Consider the following 23697-nt stretch of genomic DNA (forward strand, 5'->3'; position numbering starts at 1 on the left):
CTTGCTATGATAAAATAATAAACAAGGAAGTGCGAACAAATGATCAAAATTTTAACAGGACGACAAACTGACCCATTACAAGAAAAAATTCTGGCCTCAGCGATTGAAAATTATCAAAAGCACCCAGAAAACAAAACTTTTATCATCGTTCCTAATCATATTAAGTTTACCACAGAAGTTAGAGCGATTAATAAACTTGCATCTAAGAAAAAGCAAACGGAGACAGCAGTCAAAAATCTGTACGTGTTATCGTTCTCGCGTTTATCGTGGTTTTTCTTAAAAGATGCTGAACAGGGATTGCCTACACAATTAGATGATGCTGCTAGTGCGATGTTGCTAACCCATATTATTGAGGAAAAGCAAGACGAGCTGATTATCTTTGAACAGAGTAATTCAGGGATGGTACGTCAACTTTATAATACGATTTTACAAGTGTATGACGGCAATTTGGATTTGGATAACATAGATAAAACTAATTTAGATCAAGAAACTAAAAGTAAAATTCATGATTTACGGATTATTTATAATGCTTTTATTGAGGAAATAGCGGGCAAATTTTCAACTAAAAACGAAGTACAAGTACAGTTGAATGAAATTTTAGCTAAAAATTCTGATTTAAAACATGCTAGTTTTTATTTCTGTGATTTCTCTCATTTTTCTCTGCAGGAAATGTTAACTATTCAAATCTTAATGAGAAAAGCTAAAGATGTAACACTGGCTTTTAAAACGAGACTAGGAAACATCAATCCTAAAGCCGAAGAAGGAGATTATGATTACGTCATTCAACAAACTATCCAGCGATTAGTTTCGTTTTTGCAAGAGAGAGATATGGATTATGTAGCAAATGAATTTCCGATTGCTGCTGAGCCTACTTCACGTGAAATCCTAAACAGCCTTTGGACAGAAACGATTCCTAAAGTTGATGAATTAAATCAAGTACAACTTGTTAAAGCTGATTCTCGGTATGCGGAAGCATATTTTGTTGCGCGGACAATTTATCAACAAGTGGCTCTGAATAATTATCGCTACCGTGATTTTCTGATTTTGGCACCAGATTTGAAAGAATATGAGACATATTTAACGCCAATTTTGCGGCAAAATAATATTCCTTTCTTTAATGATTTGCAGCAGGAAATGAAATATCACCCTCTAGTTGTATTGATTGAAAATCTGTTCAATTTACGTGACTTAAAGGATAGTCCATTTCAGACGCAGAGTGTGCTTGCCATATTAAAGACGCATTTGCTCATCCCATCTTGGTATAAAGAAGAAGCTGAGTATATTCATGATGTAGATGAATTAGAAAATTTTGTTTTAGCTCACGGAATTAATCATAATTTGTGGAAAAAACATTTTGCAGATTTTGTAAGTGCAGAAGTTATCAGATTAGATAAAATTGATGAAGAAGTGGTCAAAATTGATCGATTACGTGGTTATTTGGTAGATAAAGTTACAAATTTGTTTACTAAATTAGAGCAAGAAAAGGATAGTCAAAAAGCTCTAACCATATTCTTTGATTTTTTGACTAAGAACGGAATTGCTGAGCGTTTAGAACAATGGCGCGATGATGCGAATGAATCTGGTGATTTGCAACAAGCACAGCAACCTGAACAATTATGGGACTTGCTGATTCAATTATTGAAAGATTATCTGGCAATTAACCCAGAGCAATTTGATTTAGATGAATTTTTTAATATGATGATTAGCGCATTCAAGGAAGCTGCTTTCTCGCAAATCCCTTCAACTCTTGATGCTGTCAACTTATCAGAAATGGGAATGGTTCAAGCCAGTGGGTATAAGCAAGTCTTTATTATTGGTGCGACAAGCGGAAATTTACCTGCAATTGAAAAAAAGCCAGGTTTTTTGACGACAGAAAATTTAAATCAATTGCAAAGTAGTTTTGAATCTGATGCATATTTGGAAGATAATCAGCGACTAAATAATTTAGATCAAAATTATCAGTTTGGCTTGTCTTTAGCCTTAGCGCAGGACAGAGTGTATATTTCTTATCCTGTGTTAAATGCATCAAATGAGAAATTAGATCCGTCAATTTATTATCAGCGTCTACAAAATTATGGTGCGCCTGAATTTAGTCAACATGATCTACCAGAAAAGATGCAGGATCTTTTATCTTTCATAACTAATCCTGATGCGAGCCTAGGTTACTTAGCCTATATGAATTCTAATGCTTCATCTGATGCAATAAATGAACTTCTAAGAATTACACAGAAATATTTACCACAAAAAGTAAAAGTTGTGCTTGACGCAAGCGACTTTGATAATCAGCCTGAAGATATCGGAGAAGATTTAGCAGCGGAACTATATGGTAAGAATTTGTATTCATCAGTTTCACAGTTGGAGACTTTTTATGAAAATTCTTATGAGTATTTCTTGACCTACGGGTTAAAATTACGGCGCCGCTTTGAAAATGAATTTGATGTTATTCAAGCCGGAAATTATTTCCATGAGACATTTGATCGGTTAGTTAAGCGATTGAATGAACAGCATCTTGATTTGGCCGATTTAAGTAGTGTAGAGCTTGAGCAGCAACTTAATCAGGTTAGAGATGTTATCAAGGATGAAAGTAAATATGCTCAATTGATGAATGACCCGTTTAACCAGTATTTATTCCACTGTTTAGATCATACGACTTCCAAGGTAGCTCGAAATTGGCGTAAATCACTAGCTGAAACACCGCTGCGAGCCAAATATTCTGAATTAAGTTTTGGTTTAGATCAAAAAATTAAAGGTATCAGTTTAGATATTCCGGATTTAGCTGGTAATCATCAAGTTAATTTACGCGGGAAAATAGACCGAGTAGATTTAGCTAATTTTGCTAATAAAGATCAAGTTTTAGCGCAAGTGATCGATTACAAATCTTCTGCTAAAAAATTTGATTTAGGGATGTTTTATAACGGTATCGCCCTTCAGATGGTTTCTTACTTGGATGTTTTAACTAATAATAATCATTTCTTTGCGGAAGAGGACAAGCTTTCGCTATTAGGTGCTTTTTATCAAACAGTTACTAGACAGCTAGAAAGACTAAATAGTAATAAGTTAATTGATAGCAGCTTAAACTTACGTGAAAATGCAATAGATAGTAAGCCTAAGTTGATGTATACGGGCCTAATTAGTAATAATCCGGAAATTTTGTTAGAAGCTGAGCCATTATTAGATGGTAAGCCTAGTCAAGCTTCTCAACTTTATACAGGAGTAGGAACCAAGGCAAAAGGCGGCTTTAAATTGCCAGCAGATCGTAACTTTAGCGAAGAAGAAATTCAGTTGCTATTGGAATATGATGAATATCTTATTAAAGAAGCTTCTAGACAGATTTTATCTGGTCAAATTGAATTAAATCCATATCGTTATGGCAGGAGCAAAAATGCTCTAACATATTCAGACTTTAAAGATATTTTCTTCTTTGACGCCATGCTTAGACATAATCAATATCACGAGATTAGCAACATGAGTAAGAAAGATTTGTTAGCTAAAATTAAGGAAAAACTAGGAAAGAAGGATTAGTTTTGCCACAATTTACAAAAGAACAAGAAAAAGCAATTAATGATCAAGGGCATGATATTTTAGTTTCCGCATCTGCCGGTAGTGGTAAAACTACTGTTTTAGTTGAGCGTGTTTTAAAAGAAATTTTAGCAGGTACGCGAGTAGATGAATTATTAGTTGTGACTTTTACCAAAGCCGCAGCCGAAGAAATGAAGATCAGAATTAAAGCTGCTTTAACTAAAGAATTAGCCAAACCTGGAGTTAATCATAGATATTTGCGTGAGCAGTTAAATCAGGTAGATACCGCTAATATTTCAACTATTGATGCATTTTGTTTGGATGTAATTCATCGCTTTTATTATTCAATTGAGTTAGATCCTAGTTTTACGATCTTAACTGATGATACGCAAGCTGCCTTGTTGAAAGAACGTGCTTTGCGTGAGATCGAAGGGGAAATGTTAACTAATAAGGATCAAGCTTTTAGACATTTCTATGATAATTTCGCTGGTGATCGGGATGCAGATAGTCCTCGTGATTTGCTATTAGATTTATACAATTTTGCTATGGCAAAACCAGAATATCGCGCTTGGCTTAAACAATTGCCACAGATTTATGATATTGAAGACAGTGTTGTGGAATCAAAGATTTGGCAAAAACAAATTAAGCCGTATATTGTGGCTAAATTCTCGGAATTACAGGACAAGATAGCATCTTATTTATCACAAGCTGTGATGGAAACTAAGGAATTGGCTAAGGTAAAAGAGTCATTCACGCTGTTTGCACAAAATATAGATAATTTTGTCCAAGCGGTTAAAGAAGATGCTGATTATGATAAGCAGAGGGAGTTATTAAGAAGCTGCGTATTTACAATTAGTTTTCGTAAATCGAAAAAATGGGATGAAGACCTGGTAGAGTTTTATGAAGAAATCCAAGCTTTAAAAGATGAATCGAAGAGTCAGGTATTCGATACCTTTACTTCATTTTTTGCGGTAGCTGAAAAAGAGCAGATCAAGATTATGCAAGACGGGCAAAAGATTGTCAGTGCTATTTCAGCTGCTGAAATTAAATTAATTGAACGCTTTAATCAGTTAAAACGTAATGAAAATTTGCTTGATTATAGTGATATGGAGCAATTAGCTTATCAAATCTTAAGTCAAGATACGTCTAGTTCCCAAATGGCGCGCGATTTTTATCAAAATAAGTTTAAGGAAATTCTGATTGATGAATATCAGGATATTAATGCTCTGCAGGAAAGAATTATTCAGCAAATTAAAAATGAGGAAAAGAACACTCTTTTCATGGTGGGGGATGTAAAACAGTCAATTTATGGATTTAGACAAGCTGAACCAAGTCTGTTTTTACAAAAATATCATCAATTTGCCCAAGAACAGAATGAACATGAAGAACGGATTTTGTTGTCAGATAATTTTAGATCAACCGAGCCAGTAACAGAAACAGTTAACCTAGTGTTTAAGAGCATTTTAAGTACTGATTTTGGTGGGATTGATTATCAAAAAGAAGGGCAGCTAGTTTTTGGGGCGAAATATTATCCCAAATCACTGCCTCAAGCAAGTGAAGTGATTATTCATGAAAAGAAAAACGGCACTAATAAAGATGAAAGTGAGATAGACTTTTCTGAAATTCAAATGGTACTTGCTCGGATTAAGCAGTTAGAAGAAGAACACGTTCAGGTTTTTGACAGTAATACTGGTAAAATGCGAGATATGCAATATAGTGATATTGCTATTTTAACTAGAAGTCGTAGTGATAATCTGGAAATTATGCAAGAATTTGCTAAGCAAGATATTCCATTATTTGTTACTGATGCAGAAAACTATTTTCAAACTTTTGAATTAACTGTCATGATGAATTATTTAAAAATAATTGATAATCCTGACCAGGATATTCCATTAGTAACAGTATTACGTTCTCCACTGTTTAATTTTGATGAAAAAGAGCTAGCCAGAATTAGAATTAAGAGTAAAAATAGCAACTTTTATAGTGCACTTACTTCATATATAGGTACTAACGATGAGTTAAGTAAAAAGTGTAAAAACTTTTTAAATCAGTTAGCAGAATTGCGTAGTTTTGCCACGACCCATAGAATATCGGAATTAATTTGGAGCATATATGAGCGTACTAATTTATTAGAGATAATGACGGCATTGCCTAATGGTGAGCAGCGGCGAGTTAACTTAGAAGCACTATATGAAAGAGCTTCTTCATATGAAAGTGCAGGATTTAAAGGACTATATCAATTTATTAACTTCATTGATCGAATGAGACGTAGTCAAAAAGATTTAGCACAGCCACTTTTAACTAAAGAAGCTGGTAATGCTGTTAGATTAATGACGATTCATGGTTCTAAGGGATTAGAGTTTCCAATCGTTTTCTATGTAGGGATGCAGCACCATTATCAGATGCGTGATTTAAATGGTAATTATATTATTAACTCTGATAGTATGGGGATTACCTTAAGAGAAAAGCATTATCGTGTAGACTCACTAGTTAAGGCAATGGGGAACATTACTAAAAAACAGCAATTGCTTGAAGAAGAAGCACGTATTCTTTATGTGGCTTTAACTAGAGCAAAGCAAAAATTGATTTTGGTAGGTGATGTTCCTAGCTTTAACAAAAAGGTAAAAGAATGGTCGACGGAATTGAATCACGCTGGTCAACTGCCATTAATTAATAAATTATCAGCTACTAGTCCTTTAAGTTTTATCGGACCTTCATTAAGATTTGATCGACATGTGGCTATTAAATTGAGTGATGTTACTAAGTCAATCGATCAAAGTCAAAAGATCTTGTTTATTGATTATCAGGATGAAGATATTAAATTTACTGAAAAAGAAGAAACTGATAATAAGCAGCAGGAAAATACAAGTAAGCTTAATTTGCTAACGCAGACAGTCAACCAGCTTTATCAATTTGATTATCCTTTCAAAGATGCAAGTGAAACTACGGCTTATCAAGCGGTTTCTGAAATCAAAAAAGCATTTAATGATCCAATAGATGCTGAATTAGAGAATTCACATTTATTAACTTCTACTAATCGTTATTTGCAACCAATTGATACCAAGCCTAATTTTTTGTATCAAACAAAATTTACAGGAGCAGAAATCGGTACGGCTACTCACTTAATCCTGCAGTATTATGATTACACGAATGATAGTGCAGATAATTTAGATCAAGAGATAGAAACGTTGATTGAACAAAAGAAATTGAATCCAGATATTGTTTCGAGCTTAAAGAAGGACCAAATTGACTGGTTTGTTCATAGTGATTTTTCCAAAGCTTTTTGGAAAGAGCCAGATAATTTAAAGCGAGAAGTTGATTTTTCTAGTTTGCTTTCAGCTAGAACTTTATTTAAGGACTTTAGTGATCCAGATTCTAAAATTTTGGTTCACGGTACAATTGATGGTTATTTTGTAGCAAAGAATGGTATCATTTTGTTTGATTACAAAACTGATCATGTGAATGAATCTAATATTGATAAATCAATTGAATTAATTAAAGAAAAATATACTGGTCAGCTTCGTTTGTATGAACAAGCGTTAAATGAATTTAGTGAAAAGAAAGTTATTGGCAAATATTTAATTCTGCTTGATGCAAAACAAGTAGTTGAGGTTAAGTAGTTAGAAAGAAGGAAAAAGATGGCAAAGATTTTTGCAAAAGATACCTTTGCTGTTGTTGACTTAGAAACTACAGGAACGCAGCGAGAAAAAGGCCATCATATTATTCAGTTCGGATGTGCAATTATCAAAAATATGAGGGTGGTTAAGACATATTCATTTATGATTAATCCTCATCGTGAAATTCCCCAGTCTGTAGTTAATCTGACTGGTATTCATAATGAAGATGTACAAGGGAAAGATGATTTCTCTGTTTATGCACCGAAGATAGTAGAGATTTTAAAAGATACGGTTTTCGTAGCGCATAATGTTGATTTCGATTTACCTTTTCTAAATTATGAATTAGTACAACATGGCTATGAGGCTTTGACTAATAAGGCAATTGATACAGTGGAATTAGCTAAGATTGCTTTCCCTACATTGCCTTCATATAAGTTGAGTGATCTAACTGCTCAACTTAAGATTAAACATCTTAATCCTCATAAGGCTGATTCAGATGCATACGGGACCGCCATTTTATTAATTAAAATTATTCATAAATTAGAGAGTCTTCCTCAGGCAACTTTGAATACGTTGAGCTCTTTATCAGCAAGTTTAATTAGAGATACATCTTGGGTAATTGCGACAATTGCAGATAATCTGCGTAAGCAAAAACGACCACTGGGCTCAAGCTATATGCAGGTTCGCAATATTATTTTACAAAAACAGAATGATCAATTAGATCGTCATGGAGAGAATGCTCATTTTCCAAAAACTGATGATGAAAAGAAGAATTTGTTTAAAGGTAAATTGCATTTTCGTCGTGCTCAGGTAGATTTAATTAACCATTTACATCAATTTATTAATAATCCCGATAAACGAGCTATGATAATTGAAGCGCCTAATGGAACTGGAAAGACTTTCTCATATTTGTTTTCATATGCGTATCAACTTTATTCGGGTAGAAAACTAGTAGTAGCTACACCAACCAAGGTATTACAAGAGCAGATAATGGAGCATGAGATACCTCAGCTTTTAAAGGTTACTAAATTAGATTTAACAGCTGAGGTCGTTAAATCCAGCAGTCATTATTTAGATTTAGATGGGTTTGTACAAACGATTTTTCAAGGTACGCCGAATAAAAATACTCTTGTATTACAGATGCAGATCTTAGTTTGGCTTACGGAAACTAAAACTGGTGATCTAGATGAGCTAAATTTGACTAACTATAATGCTCCGTTGTTTGCACAGATTCAACACCCGGGGGATGCAAGAGTAGGTAGTCGTTTTGCTAGTGTAGATTTCTGGAATCTTGCACGAAAGCGCCAGGAAGAGGCTGATATATTAGTTACTAACCATGCTTATTTGGCTAATCATTATATGGACACTATTTGGGGGCAAAACCCATATTTAGTAGTTGATGAAGCACATCGTTTTACTGAAAACGTTATTAGTTCACGTAATGATTCATTACGCTTTGAAGCTTTATGGGGCGTATTAAGTCATTTACGCAACCTGTTTTATTTTTCTAATGATGGTGTAGAAAATCAATTTAATGATAATGTGCAACTCAACTTTTTATTAAAAAAGCTTGATCCACAGATTCTAGAATTGATTCAATGTATTAATGATTTACAAAAGGATTTATACGCTCAAAACGATAATGCAGTCAATAGGTCATTTTTGGCTAATGGAACTTTAGAATTAAGTTTTCAAGGAAAAGGCTTATTTAATAAAAATAGTCAATTTAAGCAATTATTATCTAAGTTCCAACAAAAATTAGAGGAAGTTAGAGAATTAACCAATCAGGTTTTGTTTGAACTTTATCATGAGCAAGAACAAATTCTGACCAATACTGAGACGCTGCTGAGTGAAATTACTGAACAAATTGATCGTTTAGATTATTATTCTGAAAAGAGTTATCAATTAGCAGATATATTATCTGATTCGCAAAATTTGGATCAAGATGGGTTTATATTGATGGTTACTAATCCGGATGATCCTTTAAGCACTAACTTAGATTGGCTGATGTTAGATGCTGAAGAAGTGCTTAATCAAATTTATAGTCGCTTTGACCATATTGCTTTTATCAGTGCTACATTAACCAGTAACCATAATTTTGATTATGCTGTTAACCAGCTGGCTTTAAAAAATATGGCTGTAGTTGAATACATAGGCAAAAGCACATTTAACATTAAGAAGCATTTGCAAGTAATCTCGGTTAATAACATGCCTAATCCAGATAGTGAAGCGTATGAAGATGATATTGAGCAAATTTTAATTAACGATCTTACAAATAAAAACCACGTTCTAGTGTTAATGACTAATCTAGAAAAAATTCGAACGGTATTCATGGCTATTATGAATTCCCCAGAATTAAAAGATTTCGAAATATTGGCCCAAGGAATATCGGGTTCTAATAATAGAATTGCAAAAAGATTTGTAATTGCTAAAAAAGCGATTATTATTGGTGCTGATAGTTTTTGGGAAGGAATCGATTTTCATGATTGTGGTATTGATACTGTATTTGCAGCACGATTGCCATTTGAATCCCCAGATCAGCCAGAAGTTCGTTTAAGACAGAAAAAACTAGAAGATCAAGGGATTAACGTCTTTGAAAAGGATAGCCTCCCTCGAGCTGTTATTAGATTCAGACAGGGAATGGGGCGCTTAATTCGTGGTGAAAAAGATCATGGACAATATATTATTTTGGATCCTAGATTATGGTCTAAAGAATATGGCAAGGCGTTCTTACAGGCAATTCCTGTTAAGGTAGAAAGAGTTACAAAAGAGAAATTAAAAGAATTAGAAAATAAGAAAAAATGATGATACAAGATGATACGAGACAAACGTTAAAATTTATATCATGGGTAATCGGGATTGTTATAATTGCTTTTGTGGCTAGCATTTTAATCTTTTATTATGCGGGGTCTCGCAGTCGAGGTAATGATCAAAAAATTGCAGAAATAGCCCGTACTAAAACTCCAATTAAGAATATTCAAAGCTACTATCATTTAGATAGAGGAACTAGTAGTTATGCTATTACTGGAACCGGGAAAAAAGGCAAACGCTATTATTTTGTTTATTTGCCTAACTCTAAAAAAGCATATTTATATCCAGCAAATAAAGGAGTATCTGAAACCTATATTAAAAATAAGTTTAAATCCTCTCATTCTGATGCTACAATTAATCATATTAATCTTGGTTGGTACAAAGGTGAAGCTGTTTGGGAAGTTGCCTATAAAAAACAAAATGGCAATCTAGGTTATACTTTATATGAATTTAAAGATGGAAATGATATCTCAGAAGTCGATAATTTGTAGAAACTTTGGTATCATGTACATTGTATAAATGATAAAAAGGTGGATAGGAATTTTATGACAGAATTGATTTCAATTAAAGATTCTTCCAAGCATGTTGATGAAGAAGTGAAAATGCATGTTTGGCTTACAGATAAACGATCAAGCGGAAAGATTATCTTTTTGCAATTACGTGATGGTACTGCATTTTTCCAAGGGGTAGTTCGTAAGAATGACGTATCAGAAGAAGTTTTTGAAGCTGCTAAGACTCTTAGACAAGAAGCCAGCTTCTACATTACTGGTACTGTTCACGAAGATGCACGTTCTCACTTTGGCTATGAAATCCAAATTACTGATTTAAAGGTAGTTTCAAACAATGAAAGCTACCCAATTGGTAATAAGGAACACGGTGTTGACTTCTTACTTGACCACCGTCACTTATGGTTAAGATCAAAGAAGCCATTTGCAATTATGCAAATTAGAAACACTATGTTTAAGGCTACTGTAGACTTCTTTGAAAAGGAAGGCTTCATTAAGTTTGATGCACCAATTTTCATGCACTCAGCTCCAGAAGGTACTACTCAATTATTCCACGTTGAATACTTTGACCATGATGCTTACTTATCACAATCTGGTCAATTATACGGTGAAGCTGGTGCTATGGCTTATGGCAAGATCTTTACTTTTGGTCCAACATTTAGAGCGGAAGAATCAAAGGGCCGTCGTCACATGACTGAATTCTGGATGATGGAACCTGAAATGGCTTGGATGCATCAAGATGAATCTCTTGATCTTCAAGAAAGATACTTAGCTTACATGGTTAAGCAAGTATTAGACAAGAATGAATACGAATTGAAGATTTTAGGTAGAGATCCTGAAAAGCTTCGTCCAACTACCGAAGGTAACTTTGTTCGTCTTCCATATGATGATGCTGTTAAGATGCTTCAAGAGGCAGGTCGTGACTTTAAGTGGGGCGATGACTTTGGTGCACCTGATGAAGGTTACATTTCTGAACAATATGACCGTCCAGTATTTATCGTAAACTACCCAACCTCAATTAAGCCATTCTACATGAAGAAGAATCCTGATAATCCAAAGGAATACTTATGTGCTGATGTTATTGCACCAGAAGGTTACGGTGAAATCTTTGGTGGATCAGAACGTGAAGGTAACTACGAAGTGTTGAAGCAACAAATTATTGATGCTGGTCTTAACCTTGAAGATTATCAATGGTACCTTGACTTACGTCAATTTGGTGGTGTTCCTCACTCAGGCTTCGGTATGGGCTTTGAACGTACTATTGCTTGGGTATGTCACCTTGACCATATTCGTGAAGCAATTCCATTCCCAAGATTGATTAACAGAATGCAACCTTAATAATTGCATCGACAATTATGAATATGTAAACCGAAAGTTGGACTATTTATTAGTTCAACTTTTATTTTTGGAAAGGAAATTTGCCTTGCAATTTAATGATTATCGCGCTTTAGGTTTTACCACCTTACAAAATGGCTTAATTGCGTACTATTCTAAACTTAATATTAGTGATGCGGAGTTATTGTTAATTATTCAACTGGAAGCTTTTAGTCAGCGTGGAGAGTCGTTCCCCTCGAACGAAAAAATAGCGGCTAATACTAATTTGACGGTAGCAGATGTTGGCAATATTATTCAAAGACTAATTGATCGAGATTATTTAACTATTGAGCAAGTAAAAGATAATCAAGATAAAATTGGTAATAGATATAGCTTAAATAAATTGTATGATGCTATAGATCAATATATAGATCAGAATGTATTAATCAAAGATAAGAAGAGAGAAAAGACTGTATCCGTTGTAGATGATTTAGATAATAATCCGTTAAATTATCTTTCTCGTAAAGTTGAGGTAGAGTTTGGACGTTATCTGAGCCCAATTGAGAGGGAAGAGATCGCTCAATGGCTAAGTGTGGATCATTATACTCCTGAAGTGATAGAATTGGCTCTGAGAGAAGCTGTGTTGTCTCAGGCTTATTCTTTGAAATATATTGATCGAGTTTTACTTAATTGGCAGCGGCATAACTTAAAAACCGTTGATGAAATTGAGAGATTTTTAAAGAGGAACAGATAGGATGGCAGAAGATTTATTAAGCGATGATAAAGCACGTAGTGTTTTAAAAAGAATTTTAGCAATGTACCCTGATGCTAAAGGCGAATTGCAATGGGATAATACTTTTCATTTGTTGTGTGCGGTAATGATGAGTGCACAGACGACCGATAAAATGGTTAATCGGGTTATGCCTGATTTTATTAAAAAATTTCCTACTCCTGAAATTTTAGCCAATGCTCCAATTGAAGAGATTGAAAATACAATTAAGACTATTGGATTGTATCGCTCAAAGGCCAAACACTTAAAAGCTACTGCACAAATTTTAGTTGAAAAGTATAATAGTGAAATTCCTGAAGATAAGAAGACTTTGATGACGTTACCTGGAGTAGGAGAGAAAACTGCTAATGTAGTTTTAGCTGAAGGTTACGGAGTTCCAGCAATTGCGGTAGATACGCATGTATCAAGAATATCGAAGGTGTTTCATATTGTTGATCAAAAGGCAACACCACATGAAGTTGAACAACGGTTGGAATCAATTTTACCTAAGAATGAATGGATTAAAACGCATCATGCTATGATTCTATTTGGAAGATATACAATGCCAGCCAGAGCCAAAGGTGATCCATATTCATATTTGAATTAATTAAGATGAAAAAGGTTTATTTCTATTTGCAAAAATGCTTAGAGAAATAAACCTTTTTTTGTTAATGATATAATTATAGTGAGTTGTTACTAAATTTGAAATGCATAAAACAAAGTCTGCCTTCACTACGTTTCGGCAGACAAATAAAAAGAGTAGACACGCCAGTCTACTCTTAAACAATTAATCTTTATCAGAGTCATCATGATTTTGTTCATGATCTTCGTTATCTTCATTTCTTGTCGGCCTACTACTTTGAGTATGTGAAGCGGAAGATGATGATTGTTCACGACTACTTTGACTAGATTGAGATCTTTCAACTCTGCTTGATTGATGAGCAGTACCAGCTTCACTAGAAGAAGACTGAGTATTGTTTGTATTAACAGAATTGTTGGTCTCATTATTTGTATCAGTTTCTTCATCATCTTCATCGTAACTGGCCGCGCTATCACTGACACCAGCAGGGGCATGACCTCTAACATATAGTTGCCAAGTGCCGCCAGTTTTTGCACGAATGACAGATTTAGGCTGTTCCCAATTCAAGTTTGGTTTATTTCTCATTAAGTAAGACATCATGCTCTTATACATTAGTTGAGCTGATTGTTGTCCAATACCTGAAATAGTACCATCCTTTAAATTATCATAACCTGTCCATATACCAATTGTATAAGATCTAGTGTAACCAACAAACCAGGAGTCCTTAGGAGTTGAATTATAACCAGGGTATTTTGCTAAATCTTCATCAGAATATTTAACAGTACCAGTTTTACCAGCTTGATAAAGATCTGGAATCTTTGCATTAGTACCAGAACCATGTTTGATGACGCCTTTCAGCATATCAGTAATCATGTATGCTGTTGACTTCTTCATAACACGAACACCGTTAGAGTCATAATTTCTAGTTAAACCATCAGGTGTTTCAATTTTAGAGACAAATTGAGGCTTATGGTAAATACCCATTGTTGCGAATGCACTGTAAGCACCTGTCATTTGCAAACTAGAGGCATTAGCACCAATAGCAACTGATAATCCGGAATTGGCTGGGACATTAACGCCCAATCGACGAGCAAAAGCAGAAGCACGTTTAACACCAACATCAGCTAATGTCTTAACAGCGGGAACATTACGTGATTGTTCCAAAGCTTTACGCATAGTCATCATGCCATCATATTTATTATCCCAATCATAAAGTTGGATATTAGTACCTGGGTAAACATATTTGCTATCGTCAAGCATCTTTGCAGTTGACCAATTCAAATATTGAATTGCAGGAGCGTAATCTAATACTGGCTTAATTGATGAACCTGTCGACCGTCCAGTTTGAACAGCACGGTCTAAGCCTAATTGAACTGAAGGCAAGTGTCGACCACCTAAAATTGCTACAACATGACCATTATTAGGATCGATCACTGTAGCACCAATTTGCATTTTATTGTTTGTGAATGGGACAGAGCCATTATTTGCCAATTCATAGAGTTTGTTTTGAGCATTTTGATCAATATTAATAGTGATTTTCAAATTATCATTATAAGGATCAAAACCTTTGCTCTTAACTTCAGAAATAACTTCTTTGATGTATGGATCATCGATCTTTCGAATCTTCGATTCGTTATCTGCTCGACGCTTTTTTAGCCCCTTAGTAATTGGTTCATTAATTGCCTGGTTATACTCATCTTTAGTGATCTTTTCGTTTTGTAGCATAGTTTTTAAAACAATGTTACGACGATATTGGGCCTTTTGAGGATAAAGGTAAGGATCATAGGCAACGGGAGCATTAGGCATCCCTGCGATTAAAGCAGTTTGAGCTAAATCAAGCTTTTTCAGTGGCTTGCCATAGTAATAGTTAGCAGCAGTTCCCATACCATAATTTCCATAATTCATGAAGACTTTGTTAATATAGAATTCTAAAATTTGGTCTTTACTGAATTCATGTTGTACTTTAACTGCTAGCCAAGCTTCTTGAGCCTTTCTCTTTAAGGTACGTTGTGATGCTGCAGTAGAAAATACCGTTAACTTAACTAGTTGTTGAGTAATAGTAGATCCACCAGCAGCAATACTATTGCTTTTGGCATTAGTAAGCATAGAACCGACGATTCTAATTGGATCTACGCCAAGCTTATCTTTATAAAAACGCTTGTCTTCAACGGAAACTACGGCATCTTTTAATAATTGTGGTATATCTTTATTTTTTACGTAAATTCGTTTTTCAGAACCAAGTGATAACAAAAACTTACCATCATTATTATATAAACTAGACGTACCGCCACTTTGCAATTGATCTTGACTGATATTAGGTGCATCTTTTGCATAAAAAGCAAATAGCCCAATACCTGAAACAATCAATAGCAAAACTATTAGAAAAAACCATTTAATGATTTTGATACCTAAACTATTCTTAATCGACCTTCGTTTATGATAATTTCTACGTGATTCACGTTTCATATTATTTTCTGTCATGATTATCTTTCCCTATCTGCAATAAATTTATCAACTGCTTTTAAATAAGGTAGTGTAGGACGAAAACCGCTTTTGATTTCATAGGAATTGTCCACGATTTCTTTTAAAGTCATAGAACTTTTATCCTTTTCTCTCCAAGCATTAATTACAAAGCTAGCTGGAGTGACAAAATATCGTTCCAAACTAGCGAATCTAATAATTGTAAAGCAAATTCCTTTTTGCTTCAAACATGCGCTCAAATGAAAAATCTGGTGCTCATGAAAGTTCTTTAAAGGAAAGTTGGTTTTATTTCTGGTTTCTTTAGCTTCGAAATCAAGATAATATCCTTTATAAACGCCGTTATAGTCAGTAGTTGAGGCTTGTCTAAAATAAGCTTTACGAATAACAGCTTTAGAGCGTTTAGGATAATCAACCTTAACAATTTGAATGGGGGTAGGCTTCTTATGAACTACGGCAATACCCTCAGTCAAATAGTATTTATTAGATTCATTAATTTGTTGTTCAAGTGTCATTCCACGATCAGAAAAGTTAACGCCTTTCCGGTGAGTATATGGACGACGAGTACTATTTTCTTTCTTTTTAATAGGTTTTCTAAATGCAGCTAAACTGCCGCTTGGATATTTGACCATTGACTTCACTCCTGTTAGCATTATAGCAATAAAGACTAGATTTTTGAATATAGGGGGCTTTTAATGCAGCGTTTATGGGTAACTGGTTATCGTAGTTATGAATTAAATGTTTTTGGTGATAAAGACCCTAAAATTACTGTTATTAAGTACGCTTTAAGAAATTATTTTAAGAGTTTGCTTGAAGAGGACCAGTTGGACTGGATTATTACGGGAGCAAATTTAGGAATCGAGCAATGGGCGGCAGAAGTAGGACTAGAATTGGGTCAAAAGTTTCCTGTGCGAACTTCTATTATGATCCCGTATGAGAAGTTTGCTGATCGCTGGAATGAAAATAATCAGTCTAAGTTTTTAAACTTAAAAGAACGCGTCGACTTTTTTGCTTCAACTTCTAATCTACCTTATCAAAATTCGGTGCAATTACGTAATTATCAAAATTTTATGGTTCAACATACTGATAGAGCTTTGATGATTTATGACCCAGAGCATCCCGGCAAACCAAAATATGATTATAATTTAATTCAAAAGTACCAAGAAACTAAAGAATATCCATTAGATTTAATTGATTTTTATGATTTACAAGATGCAGCGGAAGAATATCAAGAGACTCATCGACAGAATTATTTCTCCGAATAATTTTAAAGTTTTATAAAAATGGAAATCTTGGTTTTACCTAGGCTATCTTTTTGCTAAAATAAAAATGAATGTAAAGGAGTTGTCAGTAGAATGGCAAATTTAAATGATATTAAACTATCTGCACAAGACATACTAAAAAAGCAATTTAGAAGTAAAGTAAAAGGTTATGATCCAGACGAAGTAGATGCTTATTTGGATGAAGTTATTTCAGATTATGAGAATTTTCAACAAATTATTGAAGATTTATATGGACAAATTGGCACACTTCAACGTCAAATAATGGACGAAAGACAAAAGGAAAAGAAGACAGTTGAAACAGAGAAGGAAGATAAAGTAAAAACTTACACCCCAACTCATAGAAGAACTGCCTCAGTTCCTAATTTTGCGGATGATAATGATGATAATCAGGGCGAAATTTCAACTAACATGGCCATTATTCAACGAATTTCAACTTTAGAAAGAAAAGTTTATAATCTTGAACAACATGTTTATGGTGTAAAGCATTAATTTTTGCTATAATGGTTAACGGTGTGGATCTTGAGTAGGCGCGGCTAGCTATATGCTAGCTGAGGAAAGTCCACGCACGCACAGGCTGCGATGCTTGTAGTGATCGTATTCAGCTCAATAAGCTGGAGAAGAGTTTTTAACTCTTACGGCGGAAAAAATGCTAAATCTTTAAGACATGCATGACTATCCTGAAAAGTGCCACAGTGACGAAGCAAAATTAGAAATGATTTTGGTGGAACGAGGTAAACCCTGCGAGCGTGAAACCCAAATTTGGTGGGGGAGTCTTGGTCTAAGAAAATGAACTAAAGACCAGGTTATTGTCTTTGACAATAAAGATAGATGACTACTGAAGGTAATTTTTGCCAGAATTACTGGAACAAAACGTGGCTTATAGAGATTCACATTGGCAGAGTTGGGCTTGAGTCCAGCTCTTTTTTTATTTTTAATTAACGAAAGAGAAATAATGAAAGAATATCAACTATACGCAACTATGGGCGCTGGTTTTGAAAGCGTTGTAAACAAAGAATTACAAAGTATGGGTTACAAGACCAAAGTCGAAAATGGACGTGTGTTTTTTAAGGGAACCCAAGAAGATATTGTAAAGACTAACTTGTGGTTAAGAACTGCAGATAGAATCAAAATCTTGTTAAAAGAATTTAGAGCAACCGATTTTGATACTCTATTTAATGAAGTTTATGATTACAACTGGGCAGATTTGTTGCCAGTAGATGCTAAGTTTCCTGTGCAAGGTCGTGCAGTCAAGTCGAAGCTTCACTCTGAACCAGATGTACAATCGATCGTAAAGAAAGCTATCGTCAATAAGATGATTGATCAATATCATAGACGTGGCTTCTTGCCAGAAACTGGTAGTGAATATCCATTGGATGTCCACATTTATAAAAATATTGCTCGTATTTCCTTGGATACTACTGGAGCAAGTCTTTTTAAGCGTGGATATAGAGTAGAACATGGTGGCGCACCATTAAAGGAAAACTTTGCGGCAGGTTTATTAAAATTGACCCCGTATAATGGAACGCATCCCCTGATTGATCCAATGACGGGTTCTGGTACTTTAGCAATTGAAGCGGCTTTAATTGCTAAAAACATTGCACCAGGAACATGGCGAAAATTTGCTTTTGATAATTTCGATTGGTTTAATCACGATTTACATAAATCTGCATTAGAAAAAGCTAAGGCAGAGGTCAAACCATTAGACGCTCCTATTTGGGCTAGTGATATTGATCAATCTGTACTTGAGGTTGCTAAGTTAAACGCTCATAATGCAGGGGTTTTACAAGATATTCGTTTTAAGCAAGTAGCGGTCAAAGACTTTACTACTGACTTAGAAAATGGAATTATTATTGCCAACCCGCCTTATGGTAAACGTCTTAAGGATCGAGAATCTGCTGAAGAATTATATAAGCAAATGGGTGAAGTTTTACGTCCACTAGACTCATTTAGTCAATATTATTTAACAGCTGATCCTAATTTTGAAAAATGTTTTGGAGCAAGGGCTACTAAGAAACGTAAGCTGTTTAATGGTAATTTAAGAGTAGATTTCTATCAATATTGGGCAAACAGAAGATAAAAAATGATTACGAAGGATCTTAATACTGAATTTTGGGTAATTTCTGATACGCATTTGATTGCAAACAGTTTGCATGATGAAGGACAAGCTTTTTCACAAATGCAAAAAACTAGTCAAGGTAAGGACTTATATTATCAAGAGACTGCTCTAACAGCTTTTATGCGAATGGCACAAAGAAAAAAGCCTGCAGCAATTATTGTCACAGGCGATATTACTTTTAATGGTGAAAGAGTATCAGCTGAAAAATTTGCCGAAATCTTTCGACCATTAAAACATACGAAAGTATTAGTTATACCAGGAAATCACGATATTTTTGATGGTTGGGCTAGAGAATTTCGTGGTAAAAAGCAATTTTATGCAGGTGAAATTAGCCCAATGTTTTGGCGTTCAATTTTTGCTAAATCCTATCGTCAAGCAGTTGATACGGATGATAGTTCTTTGGCATATAGTGTGCAATTAAATCCACAATATTTTTTGATATTGGCAGATTCCAACTTATATGGTAAAGAAGAAACGACGGCCGCTCCGCATACGCGAGGAATGATCGGCAAATCCCAACTTAAATGGATTAAAAAACAGCTACAGTATGCGGAGAAAAATCAACTTCGTCCGATTTTATTTATGCATCATAATTTATATGCTCATAATCCTGCTGTAAATAAAGGATATGTGGTTGATGATGCAGTTGAATTAAGGCGGCTTTGCAGTCAATATAATGTTAAACTAGCTTTCAGTGGTCACATTCATGCTCAAAATATTATAGGTCCCCAAGAAACAACTCCTACAACTGAAGTAGTAACTTCAAGTTTTTGTTCTAATGATCAAGGATATGGGGTTGTGCGCGTTCATTCACGTCATATTACATATGTAAGACGTAATTTTGATATGACAAGATACCTGACAGACCAAGAAAAAGAAAATTATACCTTAGAACATTTTCATAAGTATTTAAAGAATCTACAATTAGGCAGTATCTCTGCGGATATGATGCAGAGTGAATTGAATAAATATCATGACGATATAGATTTAGTTCGAGCAATGGGTAAATTGTTTGGCTGGATGAATTATCACTTTTTCACTGGGCATAATCATATTAAGGCGAGTGAATTGAATAAAATTCATTCTTCAAAGGCCTATCAAGTGTTAATTAAACATCATCCTGAATATAGGCTATATTTAGAGACTCTGTATGACACCAGTGATCATAGTAATTTACAAGTAAAAATAAAATATTGATAAATAAAGAGAGTATGATTTATTTCGTACTCTCTTATTTTGATGGTTTTTGATACAATAAGAAAAGGAATAAATGATATGTAGGGTGTGATCTAAATTCTAAAATCTAAACGGCATTTTATATTTTTAGGAACAATTGGAGTAATTTATTACTCATGGCTTTTAATCGTTCTGTTGACAGCTTTTATTTTGGGTTATGAAGGAAATAAAGCAATTAATATTCCTGGAATGGTAGTCGGATTCATTTTTATTGTTTTGTTAGTGTATACATGGTTGTATTCATTTTTCGAAAATAGTAAAAATAAATATTTACTTAAATTGCCATACAGAACTCAAATTAAGGTAAGTAAACCAGTTTTAATTGCAAAATGGCGTATATTTGAAATTTATCGATTAAAAAGTGAATTTCAAAGCTATTCTGTTTTAGTTTTTTCAAGAAAGAAGAATAAGCATAGATGAAATCAGATATTGAAATTGCACAAGAAACTAAAGAGTTACCAATTAATGAAATTGCCGCAAAGGTTAATTTAAAAGAAGATGATCTAGAACCATATGGTTATGATAAGGCTAAGATCAATTGGCAAGCTATTAATCGCATTTCCCAAAACAAAAAATTAGGAAAGTTAATTTTAGTAACTTCTATCTCGCCAACACCAGCTGGAGAAGGAAAATCTACTATTACTATTGGTTTAGGTGATGCTATCAATAATCAATTGCATAAAAATACAATGATTGCTCTGCGTGAACCATCAATGGGTCCTGTTTTTGGACTTAAAGGTGGTGCAACCGGTGGTGGTATGGCACAAATTATTCCGATGGAAGACATTAATTTACACTTTACTGGTGATATGCACGCTTTAACTGCAGCGATTGATACATTAGCTGCATTAGTAGATAACTATATTTATCAGGATAATAGTTTAAATATTGATCCAGAACGAATTCTTTTGAAACGCGGTTTAGATGTTAATGATCGTGCTTTGAGAAATATTACAGTTGGGCAAGGCTCTAAGTTTAATGGCGTTGAGCATAAATCAAGTTTTGCAATCACTGTAGCCAATGAATTGATGGCTATTTTATGTTTAGCAACAGATATTGATGATTTGAAAGCTAGAATTGGTGATATGCTTGTTGGTTATACCAAAGATGATCAACCAGTTTATGTTAAGCAACTCGGTTTTCAAGGTGCAATTGCTGCATTACTTTCTAATGCATTAAAGCCAAATTTAGTTCAAACGCTTGAGCATACTCCTGCACTAGTTCATGGTGGTCCGTTTGCAAATATTGCACATGGGGCTAACTCGGTTATTGCTACTAATCTTGCCCTACATTTAAGCGATTATGTTTTAACTGAGGCAGGCTTTGGTAGTGATCTCGGTGGTCAAAAGTTTATGGATTTTGTATCTAACCACTTGGACAAAAAGCCAGATGCAGCGGTTGTTGTTGCAACTGTTCGTGCGCTTAAATATCAAGCTTTAGGAAAGACCGACAATCTGGATGAAGAAAATCTTGCTGCTTTGAAGGCTGGATTTAAGAATTTAGAGCGTCATATGAATAATATGCGTTCATATAATGTGCCGGTGGTTGTGTTAATTAATCAATTTGCAACAGATACTGAGGCAGAACTTGATTTGCTTAAAAAGTTAGTTGAAGAACAAGATATTCCAGCTGAGGTAGTTACTTACCATGATGATGGCTCTAAAGGCGGAATTGAAGCTGCACAAACAGTAATTGATTTAGCCGATTCTGGTAAGGCTAAAGTAGTATCAACTTATGATGAAGATGACGATGTCAAAACCAAAATTGAAAAGGTAGCTACTAAAATTTATCATGCTAGCGGAGTGGAATATACAGAAAAGGCTGATAAACAAATTAATGAGCTAACCAAGTTAGGCAAGGAAAAGTTGCCAGTAATTATTGCTAAGACACAATATTCGTTTAGCGATGATAAGAAGCAATTAGGTGCTCCAACTGACTTCAAGTTGCATGTGAAAGGAATCAGTTTGAAAAATGGTGCTCGTTTTATTGTTGTAACTACGGGACATGTATTGGATATGCCAGGCTTGCCTAAGCATCCTGCAGCTTTGGATATCGATGTTGATAATAATGGCAAGATTAGTGGGTTATTTTAATAAAAGATGCAATTTTTATATTTATTTATTTCATTATTTGTAGTTTTAGCAGATCAAGGATTAAAAAATTATATTGTAAGCAATTATACCGTTGGTGAAGTTCATCAGATTATTCCAGGAATTTTATCATTTAATTATTTACAAAATGATGGTGCAGCTTGGAATATTTTAACTGGTCAAATGTGGCTATTTTACGCTATCAGCGTTATTGCCATTGCAGTTTGTTTATATTTTTTGTTCAATAAAAAGTATAAAAATGCATTGTTTGACGTGGGATTAGCCTTAGTATTAGGTGGTATTATCGGTAATTTCATTGATCGACTTCATTTAAAGTATGTAGTTGATATGCTTCAACTTGATTTCATTAATTTTAACATCTTTAATATTGCTGATTCTGCTATTACCACTGGTGTGCTCATTATATTTATTTACTTAATTTTCTTTGCAGATAAGGATGATAAAAATGCCTAAAAAATATTTATTACAAGTTAAAGATGAGCACGGACGTTTAGATAAATTTATCTCAGAGCAAGTACCTGATTTGTCTAGAACTAGAGTAAAAGAATTAGTTAAAGAAAAAGAAATCCTAGTTAATCAAAAAGCAGAGAAAGTATCTTATAAAATTCAAGCAGGCGACAAAATTGAAATTAATGTTCCAGCGGTAAAACCAATGGATGTTGTTCCAGAAAATATTCCACTTGATATTGTTTATGAAGATGACGATGTAATTGTAGTAAATAAACCACAGGGCATGGTGGTGCATCCCGCACCAGGACATCCTGATCATACTTTGGTGAATGCACTTCTTTATCACACAAAAGATTTGGCACAATCTCCCGAAGGTTTTAGACCTGGGATTGTACATCGAATTGATAAGGATACTTCAGGTTTGTTGATGATTGCTAAGAATGCTCAAGCAAGAGAATTACTTGAAGATCAGTTAGCGCATAAGACAAACAAAAGAATATATTGGGCCATTGTTCATGGTAATTTTAGTGAAGAAAATGGTGTCATTGATGCTCCAATTGGCCGCAATCCATATGATCGCAAGAAGATGGCAGTGGTAGAAAATGGTAAAAAAGCTATTACACATTTTAAGGTACTCAAACAATTCAAAGGCTATAGTTTAATTCAATGTCAACTCGAGACAGGACGAACTCATCAAATCAGAGTACATTTAGATTATATTGGACATGCAGTTGCGGGAGATCCATTATATGGTCCACGCAAAACTTTAAAAGGGAACGGCCAGTTTTTGCATGCTAAAGTTTTAGGCTTTAAGCATCCCCGGACAGGAGAATGGCTAGAATTCACTGTTGAACCACCTAAGATATTTCAGGATATGTTAGCCCAATTAGAAAAAGCAAGTGAATAA

The 23697-nt window shown here is 34.4% G+C and carries 16 protein-coding genes and 1 other RNA gene; 15 read left to right on the forward strand and 2 right to left on the reverse strand.

Features of this window, described 5'->3' with window-relative positions:
* Positions 1 to 39: 39 nt before the first annotated feature.
* From B5E95_RS02810 to nth, 7 genes are all read left to right on the forward strand, one after another.
* Positions 40 to 3522 (forward strand): PD-(D/E)XK nuclease family protein, encoded by a 3483-nt coding sequence (locus B5E95_RS02810; RefSeq protein WP_087235523.1) that lies wholly within the window; start codon positions 40 to 42, stop codon positions 3520 to 3522.
* Between the two features lie 2 nt (positions 3523 to 3524).
* A complete protein-coding gene (gene addA, locus B5E95_RS02815) occupies positions 3525 to 7139 on the forward strand; it encodes a helicase-exonuclease AddAB subunit AddA (protein WP_087235524.1) in 3615 nt (1204 codons plus the stop codon).
* A gap of 18 nt (positions 7140 to 7157) precedes the next feature.
* Positions 7158 to 9941 carry a helicase C-terminal domain-containing protein gene (locus tag B5E95_RS02820; RefSeq protein WP_087235525.1) on the forward strand — a complete coding sequence of 928 codons (2784 nt, stop codon included), beginning with the start codon at positions 7158 to 7160 and terminating at the stop codon, positions 9939 to 9941.
* Positions 9941 to 10438 (forward strand): hypothetical protein, encoded by a 498-nt coding sequence (locus B5E95_RS02825; RefSeq protein WP_087235550.1) that lies wholly within the window; start codon positions 9941 to 9943, stop codon positions 10436 to 10438. The genes B5E95_RS02820 and B5E95_RS02825 overlap by 1 nt, the downstream gene beginning before the upstream one ends.
* A gap of 54 nt (positions 10439 to 10492) precedes the next feature.
* Entirely contained in the window at positions 10493 to 11791 is a 1299-nt protein-coding gene (gene asnS, locus B5E95_RS02830) for an asparagine--tRNA ligase (RefSeq protein WP_087235526.1), read from the forward strand.
* Positions 11792 to 11876: 85 nt separating this feature from the next.
* Entirely contained in the window at positions 11877 to 12521 is a 645-nt protein-coding gene (locus B5E95_RS02835; RefSeq protein ID WP_025005665.1) for a DnaD domain protein, read from the forward strand.
* A gap of 1 nt (position 12522) precedes the next feature.
* Complete coding sequence (gene nth / locus B5E95_RS02840) at positions 12523 to 13143, forward strand: endonuclease III (RefSeq protein WP_056945515.1); 621 nt, start codon at positions 12523 to 12525, stop codon at positions 13141 to 13143.
* A gap of 180 nt (positions 13144 to 13323) precedes the next feature.
* Here nth and B5E95_RS02845 read toward each other — a convergent pair whose 3' ends face one another.
* Together B5E95_RS02845 and recU are read right to left on the reverse strand one after the other, a co-directional pair.
* On the reverse strand, positions 13324 to 15597 hold the full coding sequence (locus tag B5E95_RS02845; RefSeq protein ID WP_087235527.1) for a PBP1A family penicillin-binding protein: 2274 nt from the start codon (positions 15595 to 15597) through the stop codon (positions 13324 to 13326).
* A 2-nt stretch (positions 15598 to 15599) separates the two neighbouring features.
* Complete coding sequence (gene recU / locus B5E95_RS02850) at positions 15600 to 16226, reverse strand: Holliday junction resolvase RecU (RefSeq protein WP_025005667.1); 627 nt, start codon at positions 16224 to 16226, stop codon at positions 15600 to 15602.
* A gap of 63 nt (positions 16227 to 16289) precedes the next feature.
* Here recU and B5E95_RS02855 point away from each other — a divergent pair, with 63 nt between their 5' ends.
* The 8 genes from B5E95_RS02855 to B5E95_RS02895 all read left to right on the forward strand — a co-directional run bounded on the left by B5E95_RS02855 (position 16290) and on the right by B5E95_RS02895 (position 23697).
* Positions 16290 to 16859, forward strand: coding sequence for an SLOG family protein (locus tag B5E95_RS02855; RefSeq protein WP_087235528.1), 570 nt, complete (start codon positions 16290 to 16292; stop codon positions 16857 to 16859).
* A 90-nt stretch (positions 16860 to 16949) separates the two neighbouring features.
* Positions 16950 to 17366 carry a DivIVA domain-containing protein gene (locus B5E95_RS02860; RefSeq protein WP_087176084.1) on the forward strand — a complete coding sequence of 139 codons (417 nt, stop codon included), beginning with the start codon at positions 16950 to 16952 and terminating at the stop codon, positions 17364 to 17366.
* Between the two features lie 26 nt (positions 17367 to 17392).
* Positions 17393 to 17762, forward strand: an RNA gene (rnpB, locus tag B5E95_RS02865) — RNase P RNA component class B.
* A 67-nt stretch (positions 17763 to 17829) separates the two neighbouring features.
* Positions 17830 to 18954 carry a THUMP domain-containing class I SAM-dependent RNA methyltransferase gene (locus tag B5E95_RS02870; RefSeq protein ID WP_087176092.1) on the forward strand — a complete coding sequence of 375 codons (1125 nt, stop codon included), beginning with the start codon at positions 17830 to 17832 and terminating at the stop codon, positions 18952 to 18954.
* 3 nt (positions 18955 to 18957) lie between these two features.
* Positions 18958 to 20190 carry a metallophosphoesterase gene (locus tag B5E95_RS02875; protein WP_087235529.1) on the forward strand — a complete coding sequence of 411 codons (1233 nt, stop codon included), beginning with the start codon at positions 18958 to 18960 and terminating at the stop codon, positions 20188 to 20190.
* 455 nt (positions 20191 to 20645) lie between these two features.
* The gene (locus B5E95_RS02885) at positions 20646 to 22322 is read left to right on the forward strand and encodes a formate--tetrahydrofolate ligase (RefSeq protein ID WP_025005673.1); all 1677 of its coding nucleotides are present in this window, start codon (positions 20646 to 20648) and stop codon (positions 22320 to 22322) included.
* A 6-nt stretch (positions 22323 to 22328) separates the two neighbouring features.
* Positions 22329 to 22793: a signal peptidase II gene (lspA, locus tag B5E95_RS02890; RefSeq protein ID WP_025005674.1), complete on the forward strand. Its 465-nt coding sequence runs from the start codon at positions 22329 to 22331 to the stop codon at positions 22791 to 22793.
* Positions 22786 to 23697, forward strand: coding sequence for an RluA family pseudouridine synthase (locus tag B5E95_RS02895; RefSeq protein ID WP_025005675.1), 912 nt, complete (start codon positions 22786 to 22788; stop codon positions 23695 to 23697). Before lspA ends, B5E95_RS02895 begins: the two co-directional genes overlap by 8 nt.

This window comes from Lactobacillus gallinarum (genome assembly GCF_002160635.1).
Classification (GTDB): domain Bacteria; phylum Bacillota; class Bacilli; order Lactobacillales; family Lactobacillaceae; genus Lactobacillus; species Lactobacillus gallinarum.

Excerpts from the sequence above, each read along its gene's own strand:
- asnS (WP_087235526.1), top strand. The coding sequence starts at position 10,493 with ATGACAGAATTGATTTCAATTAAAGATTCTTCCAAGCATGTTGATGAA.
- recU (WP_025005667.1), bottom strand. The coding sequence starts at position 16,226 with ATGGTCAAATATCCAAGCGGCAGTTTAGCTGCATTTAGAAAACCTATT.
- B5E95_RS02875 (WP_087235529.1), top strand. The coding sequence starts at position 18,958 with ATGATTACGAAGGATCTTAATACTGAATTTTGGGTAATTTCTGATACG.
- B5E95_RS02825 (WP_087235550.1), top strand. The coding sequence starts at position 9,941 with ATGATACAAGATGATACGAGACAAACGTTAAAATTTATATCATGGGTA.
- B5E95_RS02855 (WP_087235528.1), top strand. The coding sequence starts at position 16,290 with ATGCAGCGTTTATGGGTAACTGGTTATCGTAGTTATGAATTAAATGTT.
- lspA (WP_025005674.1), top strand. The coding sequence starts at position 22,329 with ATGCAATTTTTATATTTATTTATTTCATTATTTGTAGTTTTAGCAGAT.
- B5E95_RS02885 (WP_025005673.1), top strand. The coding sequence starts at position 20,646 with ATGAAATCAGATATTGAAATTGCACAAGAAACTAAAGAGTTACCAATT.
- B5E95_RS02810 (WP_087235523.1), top strand. The coding sequence starts at position 40 with ATGATCAAAATTTTAACAGGACGACAAACTGACCCATTACAAGAAAAA.
- nth (WP_056945515.1), top strand. The coding sequence starts at position 12,523 with ATGGCAGAAGATTTATTAAGCGATGATAAAGCACGTAGTGTTTTAAAA.
- B5E95_RS02845 (WP_087235527.1), bottom strand. The coding sequence starts at position 15,597 with ATGACAGAAAATAATATGAAACGTGAATCACGTAGAAATTATCATAAA.
- B5E95_RS02820 (WP_087235525.1), top strand. The coding sequence starts at position 7,158 with ATGGCAAAGATTTTTGCAAAAGATACCTTTGCTGTTGTTGACTTAGAA.
- B5E95_RS02870 (WP_087176092.1), top strand. The coding sequence starts at position 17,830 with ATGAAAGAATATCAACTATACGCAACTATGGGCGCTGGTTTTGAAAGC.
- B5E95_RS02895 (WP_025005675.1), top strand. The coding sequence starts at position 22,786 with ATGCCTAAAAAATATTTATTACAAGTTAAAGATGAGCACGGACGTTTA.
- B5E95_RS02860 (WP_087176084.1), top strand. The coding sequence starts at position 16,950 with ATGGCAAATTTAAATGATATTAAACTATCTGCACAAGACATACTAAAA.